The 17,765-nt window shown below is 53.2% G+C and carries 19 protein-coding genes and 3 tRNA genes; 20 read left to right on the top strand and 2 right to left on the bottom strand.

Going from position 1 to position 17,765, the window contains the following annotated elements:
- The first annotated feature begins 197 nt into the window (after positions 1-197).
- Positions 198-272, top strand: a tRNA-Glu gene (locus C812_RS12985).
- A 21-nt stretch (positions 273-293) separates the two neighbouring features.
- Positions 294-376 (top strand) — tRNA-Leu (locus tag C812_RS12980).
- A 68-nt stretch (positions 377-444) separates the two neighbouring features.
- Here the strand turns inward: C812_RS12980 and C812_RS12975 are convergent.
- Positions 445-1,296, bottom strand: coding sequence for a Cof-type HAD-IIB family hydrolase (locus C812_RS12975; RefSeq protein ID WP_016313107.1), 852 nt, complete (start codon positions 1,294-1,296; stop codon positions 445-447).
- 99 nt (positions 1,297-1,395) lie between these two features.
- Here C812_RS12975 and C812_RS12970 point away from each other — a divergent pair, with 99 nt between their 5' ends.
- Together C812_RS12970 and C812_RS12965 are read left to right on the top strand one after the other, a co-directional pair.
- Positions 1,396-1,716: an AzlD domain-containing protein gene (locus tag C812_RS12970; RefSeq protein WP_016313106.1), complete on the top strand. Its 321-nt coding sequence runs from the start codon at positions 1,396-1,398 to the stop codon at positions 1,714-1,716.
- 38 nt (positions 1,717-1,754) lie between these two features.
- Positions 1,755-2,495, top strand: coding sequence for an AzlC family ABC transporter permease (locus C812_RS12965; RefSeq protein ID WP_016313105.1), 741 nt, complete (start codon positions 1,755-1,757; stop codon positions 2,493-2,495).
- 16 nt (positions 2,496-2,511) lie between these two features.
- Here the strand turns inward: C812_RS12965 and C812_RS12960 are convergent, their stop codons facing one another.
- Positions 2,512-3,150 (bottom strand): PAS domain-containing protein, encoded by a 639-nt coding sequence (locus tag C812_RS12960; protein ID WP_016313104.1) that lies wholly within the window; start codon positions 3,148-3,150, stop codon positions 2,512-2,514.
- Positions 3,151-3,380: 230 nt separating this feature from the next.
- Between C812_RS12960 and C812_RS12955 the strand changes: the two genes are divergently transcribed.
- The 16 genes from C812_RS12955 (at position 3,381) to C812_RS12880 (ending at position 17,730) form a co-directional block, all read left to right on the top strand.
- Positions 3,381-3,701: a helix-turn-helix domain-containing protein gene (locus tag C812_RS12955; protein ID WP_051134981.1), complete on the top strand. Its 321-nt coding sequence runs from the start codon at positions 3,381-3,383 to the stop codon at positions 3,699-3,701.
- Positions 3,702-3,769: 68 nt separating this feature from the next.
- Positions 3,770-3,852, top strand: a tRNA-Leu gene (locus C812_RS12950).
- A 243-nt stretch (positions 3,853-4,095) separates the two neighbouring features.
- Complete coding sequence (locus C812_RS12945; protein ID WP_016313102.1) at positions 4,096-4,371, top strand: hypothetical protein; 276 nt, start codon at positions 4,096-4,098, stop codon at positions 4,369-4,371.
- Positions 4,372-4,487: 116 nt separating this feature from the next.
- Positions 4,488-4,913, top strand: a complete 426-nt coding sequence (locus C812_RS12940) for a thiol-disulfide oxidoreductase DCC family protein (RefSeq protein WP_016313101.1) — start codon at positions 4,488-4,490, stop codon at positions 4,911-4,913.
- Between the two features lie 137 nt (positions 4,914-5,050).
- Positions 5,051-6,271 (top strand): CpaE/TadZ family protein, encoded by a 1,221-nt coding sequence (locus C812_RS12935; RefSeq protein WP_244268317.1) that lies wholly within the window; start codon positions 5,051-5,053, stop codon positions 6,269-6,271.
- Positions 6,237-7,457, top strand: a complete 1,221-nt coding sequence (locus C812_RS12930) for a TadA family conjugal transfer-associated ATPase (RefSeq protein ID WP_036625140.1) — start codon at positions 6,237-6,239, stop codon at positions 7,455-7,457. Before C812_RS12935 ends, C812_RS12930 begins: the two co-directional genes overlap by 35 nt.
- A gap of 24 nt (positions 7,458-7,481) precedes the next feature.
- Positions 7,482-8,300 carry a type II secretion system F family protein gene (locus tag C812_RS12925; RefSeq protein ID WP_016313098.1) on the top strand — a complete coding sequence of 273 codons (819 nt, stop codon included), beginning with the start codon at positions 7,482-7,484 and terminating at the stop codon, positions 8,298-8,300.
- Positions 8,301-8,316: 16 nt separating this feature from the next.
- A complete protein-coding gene (locus C812_RS12920; RefSeq protein WP_016313097.1) occupies positions 8,317-9,192 on the top strand; it encodes a type II secretion system F family protein in 876 nt (291 codons plus the stop codon).
- A 22-nt stretch (positions 9,193-9,214) separates the two neighbouring features.
- Positions 9,215-9,409: a Flp1 family type IVb pilin gene (locus tag C812_RS12915; protein ID WP_016313096.1), complete on the top strand. Its 195-nt coding sequence runs from the start codon at positions 9,215-9,217 to the stop codon at positions 9,407-9,409.
- Between the two features lie 2 nt (positions 9,410-9,411).
- Positions 9,412-10,074, top strand: coding sequence for a TadE/TadG family type IV pilus assembly protein (locus C812_RS12910; protein ID WP_016313095.1), 663 nt, complete (start codon positions 9,412-9,414; stop codon positions 10,072-10,074).
- Positions 9,989-12,310: a TadE/TadG family type IV pilus assembly protein gene (locus C812_RS12905; RefSeq protein WP_244268315.1), complete on the top strand. Its 2,322-nt coding sequence runs from the start codon at positions 9,989-9,991 to the stop codon at positions 12,308-12,310. The genes C812_RS12910 and C812_RS12905 overlap by 86 nt, the downstream gene beginning before the upstream one ends.
- A 31-nt stretch (positions 12,311-12,341) precedes the next feature.
- Positions 12,342-13,352, top strand: coding sequence for a pilus assembly protein (locus C812_RS12900; protein WP_341860320.1), 1,011 nt, complete (start codon positions 12,342-12,344; stop codon positions 13,350-13,352).
- A gap of 19 nt (positions 13,353-13,371) precedes the next feature.
- Positions 13,372-13,875, top strand: a complete 504-nt coding sequence (locus C812_RS12895) for an A24 family peptidase (RefSeq protein WP_016313092.1) — start codon at positions 13,372-13,374, stop codon at positions 13,873-13,875.
- A 20-nt stretch (positions 13,876-13,895) separates the two neighbouring features.
- Positions 13,896-15,539 (top strand): DUF6382 domain-containing protein, encoded by a 1,644-nt coding sequence (locus C812_RS12890; RefSeq protein ID WP_016313091.1) that lies wholly within the window; start codon positions 13,896-13,898, stop codon positions 15,537-15,539.
- 122 nt (positions 15,540-15,661) lie between these two features.
- The gene (locus tag C812_RS12885) at positions 15,662-16,699 is read left to right on the top strand and encodes a FecCD family ABC transporter permease (protein ID WP_016313090.1); all 1,038 of its coding nucleotides are present in this window, start codon (positions 15,662-15,664) and stop codon (positions 16,697-16,699) included.
- Positions 16,696-17,730 (top strand): FecCD family ABC transporter permease, encoded by a 1,035-nt coding sequence (locus C812_RS12880; protein WP_016313089.1) that lies wholly within the window; start codon positions 16,696-16,698, stop codon positions 17,728-17,730. The genes C812_RS12885 and C812_RS12880 overlap by 4 nt, the downstream gene beginning before the upstream one ends.
- The last annotated feature ends 35 nt before the right edge of the window (positions 17,731-17,765 follow it).

The following is a 17,765-nucleotide window of genomic DNA, read 5'->3' as shown; positions in this document are numbered from 1 at the left end:
TGTTTGATGGATGAGAACCCTCGATAGGTGGGTTCGTCGGAGCATAAGCTTCGGTAGGAATACATCGCAGTCTCGAACGAAGTGAGAGTATCTCTCTCTCTCCGTTCCCAAAATATTTTTTATATTTAGGGCTTGCAAGCCGGAAATCTTTTTGCTATACTCATTTTTGTCGCCGCTTCTAGTGGTGATGAAGCTGTGGCCCGTTGGTCAAGGGGTTAAGACACCTCCCTTTCACGGAGGTAACAGGGGTTCGAATCCCCTACGGGTCACCATCCCTTTTATTAATTTCATATGCGGTAGTGGTGGAATGGCAGACACGCTATCTTGAGGGGGTAGTGGGCGTACGCCCGTGGAGGTTCGAGTCCTCTCTACCGCATCCTAAGAAAGTGAAGAACCTTGCATTTAGCAAGGTTCTTTCTTCATGCCCAAAGGCTTAGACAGGGGCTAGATTTCGAGTAAAGTGCGAATTGCATAAGCCACTCCGTGTTCGTCATTGGTTCGGGTGACCGAGGTGGCCAGGCGCTTGACGTCATCTACAGCATTGCCCATAGCGATTTTGGTACCTGCGACTTGAAACATGGAGATATCATTATAGCTGTCACCGATCACCACGGTATCGGACATCTCGACGCCCAAATGGCCGGCGAGAAATTGTAATGCTTGGCCTTTGTCGGTTTCCTTCGCGATGACCTCTACAATATGCTTGGCGGAGGTGGTCGTTTGCACCTGAGGCTGTACGTTAAAATGTCGCGTGATTTCGTCGAGTTTTTCTTCGTTATAGGTAAATACCAGAAGTTTATATATAGGACGCTCTTGCTCGATGAGCTGCAGTGGATTGTCGATTCTCTCGAAACCAAATTGAACGAATTGGATTTTTGCGCTCTCCCACAATCGATCCCGATCGACCTCCACATTTGCGCTGACCAGCATATCCATTTCAGCGAGCAGCTTTTGCTCGCCGCTTGACGGTGAATAGATGGCTTCAGGACAAAATATTTCGAAATAGACGTCCTGTTTCAGCAAATAACGAATGGCTTCCGCAGCAGCGTTCGAGTGAATTGGCGTTTCCCGCAGCAGCATTCCTTCCCGGTCGAACACTTCTGCGCCATTGGATGCGATAATGGGGATGGACAGCTTCCCGGTTAAATGTCGGGCATCAAAGCTTGCTCTACCGGTACACAGCGTTACAGTATGCCCCTGTTCTACGGCGTGCGAAATGGCGTCCAAGCCTTGGGAGCTCGGGCGGCTGTTCGAGGTCAGCAGCGTTCCGTCCAGATCAACAGCGATCAGTTTCATCGTTAGTTTCCTCCTATCCTCCCATTATGGGTGAGGGTTATCTTTATGGTTACGAGTATAAATTATGAAATGCATTTCAGGTCAAGGAGAGATCAAAACGTGGTAACTCAGCTTTGGATCATTGTTCTGATTGGAGCGGGAACCTATTTATTACGGGCAGGTTCCTTAGTATTAGGCAGCCGGATCCGGTGGTCCGATTCTACGAAGGAATGGTTAGCGTATGTGACGCCTGCCGTGCTTGGCTCGCTGATTGGCCCGCTGCTGCTGCTTGATGATGGGAAGTGGATACCGCTGGCGGAGAACCTGATGCTGTTTGCCGCGATTCCTACGATTTTGATCGCCTGGTGGACACGCCGTCTTCTGTTAACAGTAATCGCCGGCGTGCTGTTTTATGCAGGTTTTCACGCTTGGCTCGGCTGACCAGGATCAAAAGATAGATAGAGGGAGAGGAAGCATTCATGAATCGACCGAAACGAAGTGAAGAGATTCAACATGCCTTACGGGATGCATTTCCGATTCTGCTGGCTTATTTTCCATTGTCCATGACTTACGGTGTGCTAGCTGCGGCGGGTGGAATGCCGGGGGGAATGACTGTGTTCAGTTCGGTTTGGATCTTCTCGGGAGGGGCCCAGTTTATGCTGTTAGGTATGTTGGCATCCGCTGCGGCTCCCGTGACCATCGTAACGACACTGCTGCTGTTAAACATGCGTCATGTCCTCTATGGAGCAACGATGGGACCTTACCTGTCGACATGGCGGGAATTCCCCAAATGGTTGGCAGCGATTGGCCTAACCGATGAAGGGTTCGCGGTCACTTCCAGCCGGGCAGCCCAAGGGGAGCCGATATCGCCTGCTTATTATATTACTTTCGCATTGGCGATTTATGGGTCGTGGATTGCCGGTACAGCGGTAGGCACTGGATTGGGGAGCTTCGTTACCGCAGAATTGGCGGAAGTTTTAACTTTTGCGCTGCCGACGCTCTTCATCGCGTTGCTTGCCGGGGGCGAGCGTACTGTGCCATTCCTAGCCGCAGCTGGCTGTGGGGCCGTGCTCGCCACCTTCGCAGGGATGCTCCAGCTTGGGGGCATCGGCTTGATTGCCGGAGGCTTGGCTGGTGCTACACTGGGGCAGCAACTCAGCCGAATGTTATCACGACGAATTTCGGCAGCCCAGGACAAAGCTGAACGTCCGTTACACTAACGCTCAGCTGAGTTCATTATGGTTCCTGCTGGGGCGGCAAGTCCAGGTTCGAGGAATATTTGGGATATAAAGCCCGGATGCAATCAGGGCAAATGTCATGCGTAAATTCAGCGTGGGTATGCTGGATCAGGTAAGCCTCGGTGTTACACCATCTGTTGTTGCCTTCATCCTTGATCTTCTTACATACGGCACAAATGGGAAGCAGCCCTCGGAGCGTGCGGGTATGTGCGAGCTCATGCTGAATTTGAAGTTGCAGACGCTTTATCCGGGTGATGTTGGTGCAGGTGATCACGATGCCTTGAGGTGAAGAGGCGTCCTCTTCGGCATAAGGAGTTAATTCGGCGAGAAACCAGAGCTCGTCATCGTTGGAGGGAACCTTGAATTCAATCTCAATATGGTCGGCTTCCCCGTTTAATATTTTGGAAAATTGATCCAACAGCAGATGGGGGTTAAAATAACGATGATGATGCGGCCCCTGCTGAAAAAACTGAAAAATGTTTAATCCGGGCCGTGCCCAGCCGTGAGCAACACCCAAAGAGGCGGCACGTTTGGCCCAAGTTCGGTTGACAGAGACGATCGTTCCATTCGGTTCAATGATTGCAACACTTTGATTCAAAGAATGATAGGGTGCCTTCCATTGGAAGTTGTCACTCATGGCGGGTACGCTCCTGTCATGAAACTGAGGGCAGTCTTCCGACCTATTAAGTACTTGCCAGTCGTATGTTAAGATATAGGTATAGTTCCAGCATTTCACTCTATTATAAACGCATCTAAGTTATTACACAACTTATAAATTACTTAAATGCGTCATCAAAGCTGTTGAGGAAGGTTGGAGAGAAGTTGTCAATCTACGAACGTATTGAACTGCTGATTAAAAACGCCGGCATGACCAAAAAGGCGTTTTGCCTCGAATTGGGGATCAGTACCGGGAACTTCGGGGATTGGAAGCGGGGAAAGTCCACGCCGAGCACGAATAAATTGATTGAGATCGCGGCTTTTTTCGATGTTAGTCTGGATTGGCTTATGACGGGAAAGGAAAAACAGGCGGAGTACGTGCAGGATCATAGAACGGAATATACCACCACCACCGATAAAGACTGGAGCTCGTTCATCGGCACGTTAACCGAAGCCGAGCGAGCTTTTGTTCGGGAATATATCGAATTTGTCCGTTACCGTAGGCGGAAGACCGGTCGGATGGACAAATAATTCCACTTTACTTTTGAAGACGGCAAAGCTATAATTACCATGTTCGTCTGAACCTAGACTTAACATATGCGGTAGTGGTGGAATGGCAGACACGCTATCTTGAGGGGGTAGTGGGCGTACGCCCGTGGAGGTTCGAGTCCTCTCTACCGCATGACAGAAGAACTTCTCGGAGGAATCCGGGAAGTTCTTTTTTTGATTCCTTTGAATTGGTGGAGCATGTGAGTATGGGAAGGTGACTTTTTGCACATATTAATAAAAATCTTGCGAAAAGTGCGTCAAATCAAGCCGTTTGGGCAGGTTTTCAAGTTGACACGCCGATAAAAATTCATTAATATGTCTAAGTACTAAAAGAGCTGTGCTCTGTGGAACGAAATTTGATAATACGGGTGATAACATGGCTTACAGACCGAATGTTGTAAATGTGACCAAGGCCGGCAGCAACGAGAATGACGGATTATACGAGTTTATCGTGAATCTGGCCGATGGTACGGCGTGCCGCGTGTTTTACCACCGTAATCCCGAATGGCGGTTAACCAACGTCAGCAGGCTGCAAAAGACACCTTGCCCGGTCTGCCGTAAAGACTTCATTTGCGGATGTATGGAGAAGTTTTCGGATGAAATCAACCGTCAGATGGTAGAAGGACAGTGGCTGGAGAAGCTGACGTCCTAGTAAAAACGCTTTGGCCAGCTGGCGACAGCAAGCACGGGAATGGTCCCGTGCTTTTTTCATATATTCTAGTAGATAACGTATGTGTTACCCTCTGTACGGGAGAGGAGGCCAGGAGCATGTCAACTCAATGGGATGAACGGAATGAACATGTGATTTTATTTGACGGCGTCTGCCATTTATGCCAGGGAGCGGTCAAGTTTATTATCAAACATGACCCGGCTGGGCGGTTCCGCTTTGCCTCGCTGCAATCCCAGGCAGGGAGCCGGCTGCTGCGAGCGGCAGGAGCGCATGAGGAGTCGCTGGACAGCGTCGTGTTGATCGAAAATGGAACCTATTATATCCGCTCGGCGGCGGCGCTGCGAATTGCTAGAGGCTTACGCTCCCCCTGGCCGCTGCTGTACGCGCTGATCGTTGTCCCCAAGGGACTTCGGGATGCCGTCTATCGATTCATCGCCAAACATCGTTACCGTTGGTTTGGGAAGGACGAGACTTGCCTTGTGCCGACCCGGGAGCTGAGGGAGCGGTTTTTGGAGGATCGGTAATTATAGAGAGTTATATAATAGAAACTAAGAAAAGGTCTTGTCTATCATCCATAAATGTGATATTCTTACTGTAAAATCCAGGAATTCGGAACGGTAGCACCGTCCATTACTCGATTGTTAAATCGGGTTATTGGGCGGTGCTTTTTTTGTTCTCGTTTTCCTTGAAGGAGGGGATTGAGATTCCAATCAAATTAGTGCTAGCCGTGCAAGAGGAGGAGTATATCGAACCATTTTTGCATTATGTTCATGAGAGCGAGTTCGACCGGCGATTGGTGGTGACCGCGTTTAGCCGGAAGGAGGCATTTGCCCAATACCTGCTGGAATCCAGCGGAGAGATCGATGCGGTGTTGGGTGACCGGACGTTCCTTGAGGCGGCAGAAGGCATGAAGCGCCCCGGGCTTTACTTCATTGAACTAGGGGAAGGCGGTGGACCACAGCATTCGGATCGTTTGCGCGTCGACAAATATCAGTCGCTGCATCAGCTGCTTTCTGTGGTGATCGAGCTCGTTCAAGGAGCTTCAGGCAAGGAGGTGCGCATCGGCGGGCAGTCGTTGGTCATAGGGGTTTATTCAACCGTAGGAGGCTTAGGCAAAACGACGGTGGCACTTCATTTGGCAAGGCAGCTGGCGACCGAAGGGGGGAAGGTATTTTACCTGAACCTGGAGACGATTGGCAGCGATCCGCCGTTTACCGGGCAGAGCACAGAGGAGGAGAAGCCTGGTTTAGCCCGGCTGCTGTACGACTTGAAGGCAGCGGATGAACGGCGGGAACCGCCTCGTTCTCCGATCTCCGCGTATGCCTACAGGCATCCCGTACTTCAAGGGGATACGCTGGCCCCGCCGGATAATCTGAATGAGCTATTGGAAATGGAGCGCAAAGATACAGTGGAGTTAATCGAGTACATTGCCGGCAGTGGTTTGTATGACTCGGTGATCGTGGATATGGATTCCTTTCCAGATGGACGTATGGATGCGGTGCTGGAACGGGCGGATCGTATTGTATGGATTGTAACGGAGGATTGGGGAGTAATGCGTAAAACCCGGGGATGGCTGACTCATCTGGAACGTACTAGACCGGATTTCTATCGGTCGCTTCTGAAGAAAACCTGCTTTGCACTGAATCGATATACAGGCAAGCCGCTGGCTGATTTGCAGCGTCCCGAGATGAAACTGCGAGCTACGCTATCGTATATTCCAGCCTGGAGTCAGGGCAGCCGCCAAGGTGAATTGCTGCATTCGCCGCTGTATCAACGCGATATGATTCGGCTTTGCCGTGAGCTTCAGGGTGAGGAACCGTCATTCGCTGGTGCGGGAGGGATTCATGATGGAGGAAGCGGAATTTACCGCCCTGCGCAATGAAATTCGTCAGGGGCTGGATGTCACCTCTGTGCTGAACGATGACCAACTGATGGACTATATCGAGCGACGCGTTCTGGAGGATCGGAGATTAAGCGGGGCGACGGCGGCCGAGAAGCGCAAATGGGTGCGCAGGTTGTACGATTCGTTTCGCGGGCTGGATGTTCTTCAGCCGCTCGTTGAGGATCGCAGCGTCACAGAGATTATGATCAACAGTCATGAGGAAATCTTCGTCGAGCGAGAGGGGCAGGTTCAGCGAATTCCTGTCCGCTTTGAGTCCCGGGAGCGCTTGGAAGACATTATCCAGATGATCGTTTCCGGCGTGAACCGGGTAGTGAACGAATCGTCGCCAATCGTTGATGCGCGTCTGCGGGACGGGTCGCGGGTAAATATCGTGCTGCCACCCATCGCTTTAAAGGGTCCGACGATGACCATTCGCAAATTTCCGGAGCGGCCGCTGACCATGGAGCAGCTGGTTGCGATTGGCTCCTTGAGTGAGGAAGCAGCGGAATTGCTACGGCGGCTGGTGCGCAGCAAATACAACATTTTTATCAGCGGCGGAACGGGCTCGGGGAAGACGACATTTCTAAACGCCTTGTCCCAATTCATTCCCTCCGATGAGCGGGTGATCACGATTGAAGATTCCGCTGAGCTGCAAATCGTCACCGTCCCCAATCTCGTATCGCTCGAAACCCGGAATGCGAATACGGAAGGCAAAGGCGAAATTACCGTGCGCGAGCTGATTCGCTCTTCGCTGCGTATGCGGCCCAACCGGATTATCGTTGGAGAGGTGCGCGGGGCGGAGGCGCTGGATATGCTTCAGGCCATGAACACTGGCCATGATGGCTCTCTTTCGACGGGGCATGCCAACAGCACAGCAGATATGATCAGCAGGCTGGAGACGATGGTGTTGAGTGGAGCCGAGTTGCCGCTTCCGGTTGTTCGTCAGCAGATCGCTTCGTCGATCGATGTTTTCGTTCATTTGTCGCGGTTGCGTGACCGCTCACGCCGAGTAACTGAAATTTCCGAGGTGGTTGGCCTGCGGGACGGGGAGGTGGTGCTTCAGCCGTTGTTTGCGTTTCAGGAAGAAGGGGAGCAGAACGGCCGAATTGTAGGGCAGTTACAGCGCAGCGGCGCTAAGTTAATCCACACGGACAAGCTGCGTATGGCTGGATTGCCCGTCGATTAATGCACAGGAAGGAGAGGGTTCATTTTGTTGCTGAAAGCCAGGTCCGGTTTGCAGCGCCGGAAGACCGGGGCCGGAGTGAAACCTGCGGCCGATCCAACCAGTCTTGCGGATTATCGGGTGTATCCTCTGTCTCCGCGACAGCGCCTGATCTGCACGTTGGTTGGAGGAACTGCTTTCTTTACACTAGGTTACACTTTCTTCCATGCCCTCCCGCTGGCACTGTTGCTTTCGTTAAGCGGCTTATATACGCCCAAGTTCTGGAGCCGTTACCTGCTGCGCCGAAGACGGGAGAATCTGAGCCTTCATTTTAAGCAAGCGTTATATTCGCTGTCCTCTTCATTGGCCGCTGGCCGCTCCGTAGAGAACGGCTTTCGTGAGGCGATCGACGATCTTAGATTGTTGTATCCGGATGGCGATAACGATGTCATTCGGGAGTTGGCGATCATATGCGCCCGGATGGAGTACGGTCAGCCGATCGAGGAGGCGCTGCTGGATTTCAGCCGACGTGCCGCCATGGAGGATATCGACAATTTTGCCGATGTGTTTACGACCTGCAAGCGTTCCGGTGGCGATCTGGTGGAAGTGATCCGGCGGACATCGAACCTGATCGGTGAGAAGCTGGAGATCACTCAGGAGATCAGCGTGATGATCGCCCAGAAACGATTTGAAGCGAAAGCGATGTTAGCGGCACCGGTCTTGTTCTTGCTCTTTATGCAACTTACCTCCCCGGACTATATGCGTCCGCTGCATCAAGGTGCAGGGTTGCTGATCTCGGGTCTGGCGTTGCTGTTATACGCATTTTGCGCCTGGCTGATGTTAAAGATCATCGATATCCGAGTGTAAAGGGGGTGTTGGTTGATTGTACCTTGTGGCTTCGGGTTTGCTGCTATTCGTGTTAAGTGGAGGTTGGCTATACGTTTACCCGAAATCTCGCCCCCTCTATCGGTGGCATACGGAAGTATCTCTAGAAGGATTAAAGCTTGTTCGCTTCTCACCGCCCATGCTGCTGCTTTTGGAGCGAATGAAGGTAACTCAGCGTTTTCCGGGTTTCTTCTTTAAGGTTCAACGTTCCGTACAGAAAATCGGCGGCAGCCGGCGCAGCCGTGAATTGACGCTGCTCTGGCTAGCGGAGGCGCTCACGTATAGTTACATTTGTCTCCTGTTCGGGTGTCTGTTGACGTTATTGAGCGACGGTCCTGCCGGCTTAGGGATCGGCGTCCTGTTCGCCGTTTTGGTGCCGATGGCGCTGCTTAATGACCTTCATCGCAAGGTACAGCGGCGGGAACAGGCTGTCCTGCTCGAGCTGCCGGAGTTGCTGAACAAAATCGTGCTGCTGGTAGGTGCCGGATCAACGGTCCAGCAAGCGATAAAGTTATGCATTGAGCGCAAGCGAGAACAAATCGGGCATCCCCTATACCGGGAACTGCTGCAGATGCAGAAGGAATGGGAAGGGGGGGATTCATTTCAGCAGGCGATGGAAGGATTCAGCAAACGCTGCGGCATTCAGGAGGTGTCGGCTTTTACGACATCCGTTCTGTTAAACTACCGCCGCGGCGGGGAGGATTTTGCCTTGGCTTTGCGGGACTTGTCCCATTCATTATGGGAGAAACGCAAAGCCGTCAGCAGAACGTTGGGCGAGCAAGCTTCGTCCAAGCTGGTGTTTCCGATGGTGTTGCTGTTTATGGCCGTACTGATTTTGGTTGGGGCACCGGCATTTATGATCATGAATTTGTAATGCACACAGAGGAGGAGAAAACATGTTAACGACAATTCGTAAAGAGATGAGAAGCTTTTGGCGTAATGAAGAGGGGCTTGGAATGCTGGAAATGATCCTGATTATCGCGGTGATTGTGATTATCGCTGCGATTTTTCGCAAACAATTGAAGGCGATTATTGAGAGCTTGCTCGATAAAGCTAAGACGAAAACGGAAAACTTCATGGACGAGACGTAAGAATGAAGCTTTGGCAGGATCAACGCGGGGTTTTTACGATCGAAGCTTCTTTGGTGCTTCCGATCCTTTTTTACACGGTGCTGATCCTCCTGTTCTTCTGTCTCTACCTTTACCAACAGGCGCTGCTGGGTCAAGCGGCCATCGTTGCGGCGGAACGAGCCGCTTATACGTGGGATAACAGCTACCGGGACGGCTTAACTGGAGCCTATGCCGATGGGAAGTACGACTCCCTCTATTGGCGCATGGTGGATGACGGGATGCTGCAGGCGATTTTTGGCGGGGACGGCGGCAGCAATGCAGTAAAGCTGGCGTTGCCTGCCGCTGCAGGTGATAGCGAGGCTGGGTCGCTCCCGCTGAAGAAGCTGAATCGGACCGGGGCCAAGCTGCCTGAAGAGATCAACGGGGAGATGCGCTACGATAACCGGCTGCTGTTGCGCAAAGTCAGTGTTGCACTGGATCGGCTTATCCCGTTGGCCCCGTTGGAGGCTTGGATGAGCGATATCCATCAGCGCAGTCGGGCTGAATCGTATGTGGTCGAGCCAACGGAATGGATCCGGACCGTTGAACTGGCGCGATATTATGGCGAGAAGTTCCGAAGCGGTACAAGTGCGGGAGGAATGGACAAGCAGGAGGCGCAAGAAGCGTTGGTACGGTTCGGAAAATAACCGGATGGAGAAGGAGGCGGAGTTGTCGGTGTTTTCACGGAATCGCTCGGAGCACGGGGCGGTCACGGTATTTTTTATCGTCATATTTGCTGCGGTGTTTGCGTTTGTTGCTCTGTTTATTGATTTCGCCCGCATGTTCGCTTTGCAAGCTCAGGTGGAGACCTTGGCGCACGCAGCTTCGAGATCGGTCCTGTCAGCATACGATCGTGAATTGGCTGAACGGTACGGGTTATTTGCATACGGGCAAACGGATGGGAATTACATCATGTCGAAGGTGCTCCAAGACCAATTCGAGCTGGTCCGGCAAAAGGAAGGATTCCCTCTGCTAAATGCGAGGTTGGATTCCTCTGCCGTCGAATTCATGCATCCGATCGGGACATATCCGGTGTTCGAACAACAAATTCGCGAGCAAATGAAGTATCGGGCACCCATCGACATTACCATCGAGCTGCTTAATCGTTTTAAACCGATGGCTGGAGTTATGAAGGAAGCCTCCAATACGGTAGATTTGCTGGGGAAGTTGCAGAAGCTTTACGACCAGAGAGAGGCCAAGCTTGATCAGCTCCTGGAACTGCAGCGACAAGCCGGCAAGACGGTGGAGCCTTATGCGAAGGCGCTGTCGGGAGGCGGCGGGAGCGGCAGCCTCTCTACTTTGGTCGATGCTGCAGCCGAATATCCTGAATTTGTGAATCAAGTTGAGGCGGATGCGGGTCTGGAACCGGAGGATCGGATGTATACCGGAGAAATCAGCCGCTACCGTTCCGCAACCAGCGGGTTATTTGCTTCCTTGGATCGCGCTTTGCGTATCGCAGAGCAGAGGCATGCCTCGTACCTGCCGCAGGCGAAGACGTTGCTCGATGAAGCACGGCGGATCAATGAGCAAATGCGGCAAACGATCACGGAGGCGAAACATCGCCCGGAACAAGCGGCGTATAATGAGGTGTCCGCCGGGACAAGCACCCGCAGCGGCAACTTGGATCCGGTTGGTGAAGGCGGAGCGATCACCGAGATTCGAGGCCAAGCCGATGCTTTGCTGCTGTCCGAGGAGTTATTCGCCAGCCTGGCCTCGGATATTGATCGGCAGACAACGGCCTTCGCTGAACTCCGGAGCACGGGGAATGCGCTGCAGGCCCAAAGCGGTTCCGTATTATCCGCCACAGCTCCGCCCAGCTCTGTCATTGCGAGTGTGAATAATGCTGTCAGAGCAAGCGATGCCTATCTACGGCAATTCGTTACTTCCGGTTCAGGCAATGTTTTGGAGGCAAGTGCCCGAAAACTGGATGCCCATCGGTCCTCTGACAAGGAGCGGAAGGCCGCCGAAAAGGCGGCAGGTGCCACGCTGAAGGATGCAGCCAGTTGGATCCGCAAAATTGAACAGCTTAAAAGCGGATTAAGTGAACATCAAGCGAAATTTGATTTGCTCAAGGAGAAGATGGAAGCGAACCGTTCGTTGAACCGTTCCGTTGCCGGCGAGGAGGCGGGGGCTACGAGCGTAAACGATGATCCAAGTGAGGCAGGACGCGCCTCCATGGGGATGATGGACAATATCTATGGCGGATTAGCAAGCCTGATGGGCGGCATGTCGGATAACGTTTATCAAACGGAATACGTTGCGAGTTATTTTCATTTCCTGGATGTCAGTGTCTTAAATGGTTTGTTCGAGGGCAAAAACCAAGCTGACGCGCTGGAAGCGATTCGCGGCCAGCTGGCACCGGAGAGCCAAGAGGTTGAGTATATTCTGTACGGCGCGCACCATCCGGCGGGGAATATCGCTGCAGCGTTTGGTGAGATTTTTGCCATGCGGCTGGCAATTCGGACGATGGAGGGCTTGGTGAAAAATGCGGCTAAAGGCAACCCGCTGTTGGTGTTTGCCGCAGCCTTGTTGTACGGAGCACAACATGCGCTGCAGGACATGATTTCTTTAACCCGGGACGGAAAGATTCAACTAAGCGACTATCTGAAAGTGGATTTGACCTACCGGGATCATCTCAGATTATTTCTGTTGCTGCATGGGCGCAGTGAGCAACGATTGTCGCGGATGTTGGCCGTGATTGCGTTGAATACCGGGGTGGATCCAGCGGAACGGTCCACTTATGTCAAAGGGAACGTGACCGTGGCGATGCCGCTATGGTTCTTGCCGGGAGTAAGCAAAGCGCTGGGGAAGGTCGGCGTACTTAAAGGACATGTGGAAGGAAGCCAGTATTATGTGGCCAAGCAAGCGGATTTTTCGTATTAGCGGAACGATGAGGTGCGGCTTCCGAAAGGAATTGTCGAAAGGAAGCATCACTCTGGAAGCTGCCCTGGTCGCTCCGGTATTTGTACTGGTTGTCTTTTGGTTTGTGTTCCTCGTCCATATGACGCTGCTTTACGGGCAGTTGCATCTGGCCGCAGCGAATGCGGTAAAACAGATCTCTGCTCATATTTATCCAGTGGCGCTCGCCGTACAGGCTCAGCATACCGAGGGGCAAGGAGGGCAATCTCCAACCGCCAATTCGGAGAACGAGAATTCGGCAACTTCTTCGGCTGGGGGACTCGGTAACCCTGAGAGTACATCGGGAAGTGATTCGTTTTCCTGGCAGATGCCATCTCTGTCGCTGGAGGAATGGGCGCAGCAATATGCGTCCAACTTGCCGCCGCCGCTGTCGACATGGGTAATCGACGCTGCCCGTAAAGGTGATCAACCGCTGCAAGAGCTTAAAACGAAAGTATCTGAGGCTGTATTAGATCCGTTGATCAAGCCGATGTTGAGTCCTTTTCTTCGCGGCACCCTGCTGGAGGAAGAACGTCTGCATGTCACCCGCATTACGGTTCCGAACTTGAAGACGGGGAAGCAGCCCTACTTTGGTCTTGAGTTAAGTTATGAGCTGCCTCTGAAGGTACCGCTTATCGGTCGGCAGCTGGTGTTGCAGACGAGGGCGGAGGAGCGGCTGTGGATCGGGGATACCGGAGAGCTGGATTCGGGAGACGGAAGCGGTGAAGAGACGGGACAAGCGGCAGTCGTGATCGCCAAGCCTGACCCGGCATATGCTGGACACCGGGCGACGGTTCTGGCCCAGGTTGCTCCGGGATCAACAGCCAAGCTGACCGTGTATTACAAGAGCGGGGTCAGCCAAGCGAAATATTTGGGTGAAGCAACGGCGGATGATCAGGGCCAAATCAGCTGGACTTGGCTGGTCGGAGGAAACACCACGCCGGGGACGTGGAGTTTCGTAATTGAAACGGAGGAAGGCGTACATACGACGGCCACGTTCGAGGTGGTCAGCCCGCGTTCACAATAGGAGAAGGGAGTGGGGACAGATGATTGAGATCTGGGGCTGTTTGCTGATGTTGCTTGCAGCCTTCGTAACGGATTTAAGATCGATGAAAATTCCTAACGTGATTACGGTTACGGGCATTTTTACCGGACTGTCTTATCACCTGTTAACGGATGGGTGGAGAGGCGCTTGGTTCTCAGCGGCTGGGGCGGCCGTTGGATTTGGACTGATGCTTGTTCTGTATTTGCTTCGAGCTGTTGGTGGCGGCGATGTTAAGCTGTTTGCAGGAATTGGGGCCTGGACGGGCATCGCTTTAACTTTATCGACGATGATGTATTCGATTCTAGCCGCCGGGTGCATCGGTCTGATCCTTTTGATTTGGCGGCGGGAGACCGGGCATCGTCTGCGTCGGATCGCCAGCAGTCTCCTCGGGGCAGCGGTATTGCGCAGCCCAGCTCCGATCCAAGCGGTCGCCAGACACCAACTTCAGTTTCCATTTATGCTGGCTGTGGTACCGGGGGTACTACTGGCGATTTACTATATGTAACGTAAGGGGAGGGATGGAACATGCCGGAGTTGGTTACTGATTTTGTCCGAGACGGCGGTACCTACATGATCCTGCAGACGAAGGAGGGGCTGAGGCCGGAAGATCTGAACCGGGTTCAACGGTCTATGCTGGCCGCGGTAACCGTACCGAATTTGCTGCGGCTTGATATTCGCGAAATCGATTATCAAATCAGCCTGCATTATGATATCACCGGAAAAAGAATGCTCTCCCAGTGTCTTCGCAGCGACAAGATCAGTATGCCGGAGTTTTATGGTTTACTGCTCCAAGTGGTGGCTGTACTGGAGGACAGCAAGCGGTATATGCTGTCGCCATCCGGCTTCTTATTGGATGAGACGCACATTTTTGTGGAGGAGCCGTTGTCCAGCGGGGCGATGTATTTTACCTATGTCCCTTGGAAGGAAGCGCCGCCCGGTCTCCCGTTGTCTCAGTCACTGCTATCGCTGATTACCCGGATGCTCACCTGCGTCTCACGGGTTGAGGGCGATGGGATTCCGCAGTTGGTCCGGTTATGCGGAGATGAACTTTTTTCGCTAGGGGAACTGAAAAAAATGCTGCTCCATTTATTGTCGGATGAACCGAGTGCCAAGTCCATGAGCGGTGAGAGGGTTGGAGAGAGAAAATCCATACTTAACGAGCCGCTGCCAAGAATGGTTCCTCGACCTGCAGTCTCATCCTCCCGTTCTGCCGTTGTTAAGGAATATGTTCCTACAGATATATCAACCACGACCCAATCGTCTAAATTGTCTGGGGCGACTGCCCATGATTCAACTGATGCAAATGCAATCAGAGAAACGTGGCCGGGTCTCGAGGATGAAGCAATGGCAGCAGTTGTGACGCGAATTAAACCAACCTACCTTGTCCTCGGGCTCCTTCTGGTCGATGCTTTGGGTTGGAAGTTCCTCTATCTCGATCGTCCTGGAACATTAGGGTTAGCGCTTGGCGCTTTGCTTACCGTACTGTTAGGGGTTACAGGGGTTGTGTTGTGGCGTAAGTTTTGCAGCAGTTCGATCAGCCAGGAAGAAGAGGCAGGCGATGTTCCGGAGGAATCTCTTGGGTCGCTCGGAACGTTACGTCCGTTGGGCTTCACGAACGAACGGGAATTTGACTCCTCTTCCCTTGGCGAACATGCCGCAATATCGGAACGTTCGGAGTCTGCGGCGAAGGTCTCGATGGAGGCATTTGTTCCTCGGTCAGGCCTTCCAGACATGAGGGTGGAGCCCTCCGGTTCCGTCATACCTGAGCCGGAATCCGAAGTGAGATTTTCACCGCCTACGGTTCTGCTGAGCCGGTCTGCTCTGGCAGGCCAGGACAACCCGGCTCGTGAACGCATTCCGCGTTACTATTTGGAGCGGTACGAGTCTGCCGGCGGAACGGCGGAGCGGATTCCCCTGACGCCGGGCAGTTTCGTGATTGGCCGCTCGGAAGACATAGCACAATATGTGGAGAATACTTCGGGTGTCTCCCGTGCGCATGTGGAAATCTTAGTGACATCGCACGGCTGTACCTTAAAGGATCTTGGCTCAACCAATGGGACTTACCTCAACGGAGAAAATGTAGCGCCTTATAAAGAATACCCTTTGCAGAATGATGACGTGTTCGTGTTGGCGGAAACGAGGTTTAAGTTTGGGGTGGAAGCAGCTTAAACTCGAATTTGAAATGACCGTAGATTCTCACCGGAAAAGCGGGTATAATGAACGAGAATTATTCTCAATTACAAGGTACATACATAGTTTGCTGGAAAACTGATTAAAGGATGGTTCTCGACATGTCTGCATTAACCCAATCTTCTAAACCTCGCTTGCGCTCCCGCCCCTTGGCGGCAACGTTCATTCTGATCGGCGGCGCGGCGTTGCTGCTATTTGCGATCAGTCTCTCGATTTCCGTCGGGGCGGCGGACATTAAACTCGCGACCGTCTGGGATGCGTTGTTCCACTTTCATGCGGAACAAACCCAGCATCAAATTATTGTGGAGCTGCGTCTCCCACGCGCTTTAGCCGCAGCTTTGATCGGGGCGGCGCTGGCGGTAGCCGGTGCGATCATGCAGGGGATGACCCGCAACCCGATGGCCGATTCGGGCTTGCTGGGGCTGAATTCCGGCGCGGGCTTGGCGCTGGCTATTTGCTTCGCATTGATGCCGGGTACCCCGTTCCTGCTGACGATGCTATATTCGTTTATCGGGGCCGGTCTGGGTGCTGGGCTCGTCTTTGGCATTGGCTCCTTGACCAAAGGCGGCTTGTCCCCGGTTCGACTGACCTTGGCCGGTGCCGCCGTCAGCATGCTGCTGACCGCGATCAGCGAAGGGATCGCCATCTATTTTAAGATCGGACAGGATCTTGCCTTCTGGTACGCTGGTGCGATTGCCGGTGCCAACTGGCTGCAAATCAAGATGGTATCGCCCTGGGTCTTCGCAGGTTTGCTATGCGCCTTGCTGCTGTCAAGATCGATAACCCTGCTGAGTCTTGGCGAAGAGGTAGCTACCGGTTTGGGGCAAAGAACCGGCTTAATCAAAGTGCTGGGCATGATCATCGTCTTAATTCTGGCCGGAAGCGCCGTTTCGATCGTCGGCGCAATTGGTTTTGTAGGGCTGATGGTACCGCACATCGCCCGTTTTCTCGTGGGCGTCGATTATCGCTGGGTGATCCCTTCCTCGGCGCTGCTTGGCAGCTTGCTGATGGTGTTTGCAGATATTTTGGCTCGATTGGTTCATCCGCCACATGAAACGCCAATCGGCGCGCTTATCGCTGTCATCGGGGTACCGTTCTTCCTCTACCTTGCCATGAAGCAGAAGGGGGGATTGGAATGAACCGGATCGAAGCTCCTTTACACTTGCGGCAGAAAGCCCGCAAAGCTTATATCGTCATGACCGTATTTGCGCTGCTGATTATCGCGGTGTTCATTTTCAGTATGAATACAGGGTATATCCGGCTATCGCCTATGGATGTATTTAAGACTTTAGTTGGGATGGGGACGGACAAACAAGAGCTGATCCTCTACGAATTTCGGTTGCCGCGAATCGTCATTTCTGTACTTATCGGGATGGGGATGGCCGTAGCGGGTTGTATCTTCCAGGGGATTTCACGTAACCCGCTGGCGGATCCCGGCGTGCTGGGGATTAATGCCGGCGCGGGCCTCGCGGTCACGCTGTTTATTTCATTTTATCCGACGACGGCTAGTGCGCCCGTCTATTTAATGCCAGTCTTGGCGTTCCTCGGATCGGCTGGGGCAGCCACATTAATTTACGTGCTCTCGTTCAAAAGAAATTACGGGCTGCTCCCGATCCGGATGGTGCTGGTCGGGATCGCGGTTGCTGCCGGCATCAACGCGGCGATGATCGTGCTGCAGCTGCGACTGCGTCCGGAGAACTTCCAAATGCTGCAGATCTGGTTAGTCGGCAGCATCTGGGGGACGTCCTGGAAGTACGTGCTGGCGCTGTTGCCTTGGCTGATCGTATTGCTGCCCTATGTGTTCTCGAAGTCCCGTTCGCTGAACGTGCTGAACCTGGGGGATCAAACCGCCACAGGCCTTGGCACTTCGCTGGAGCGCTCCCGTTTGGGGCTGCTGGCGGCAGCTGTCGGTTTAACCGGTTCCTGCGTTGCGGTGGGCGGCGGCATCTCCTTCGTGGGGCTGATTGCGCCGCACTTGGCCCGCCGACTGGTTGGGCCCAAGCATGAGTATTTGCTCCCGGCCTCTGCGCTGGCCGGCGGCTTGCTGGTGATCCTCGGCGACACGCTGGGCCGATGGGTGCTGCAGCCAGCCGAGATCCCAACGGGCATTGTGGTAGCCATCATCGGTGCACCGTATTTCTTGTACTTGTTATCGAAGTCTCGAATTTAATCGAGGGGCAAGATCACAAAAGGCCCGGAGAACTG

Source organism: Paenibacillus barengoltzii G22, assembly GCF_000403375.2.
In the GTDB taxonomy this organism is placed as follows: Bacteria; Bacillota; Bacilli; order Paenibacillales; family Paenibacillaceae; genus Fontibacillus; species Fontibacillus barengoltzii.
The sequence above is the reverse complement of the archived record's forward strand: the minus strand, read 5'-3'. Positions and strand labels throughout refer to the sequence as shown.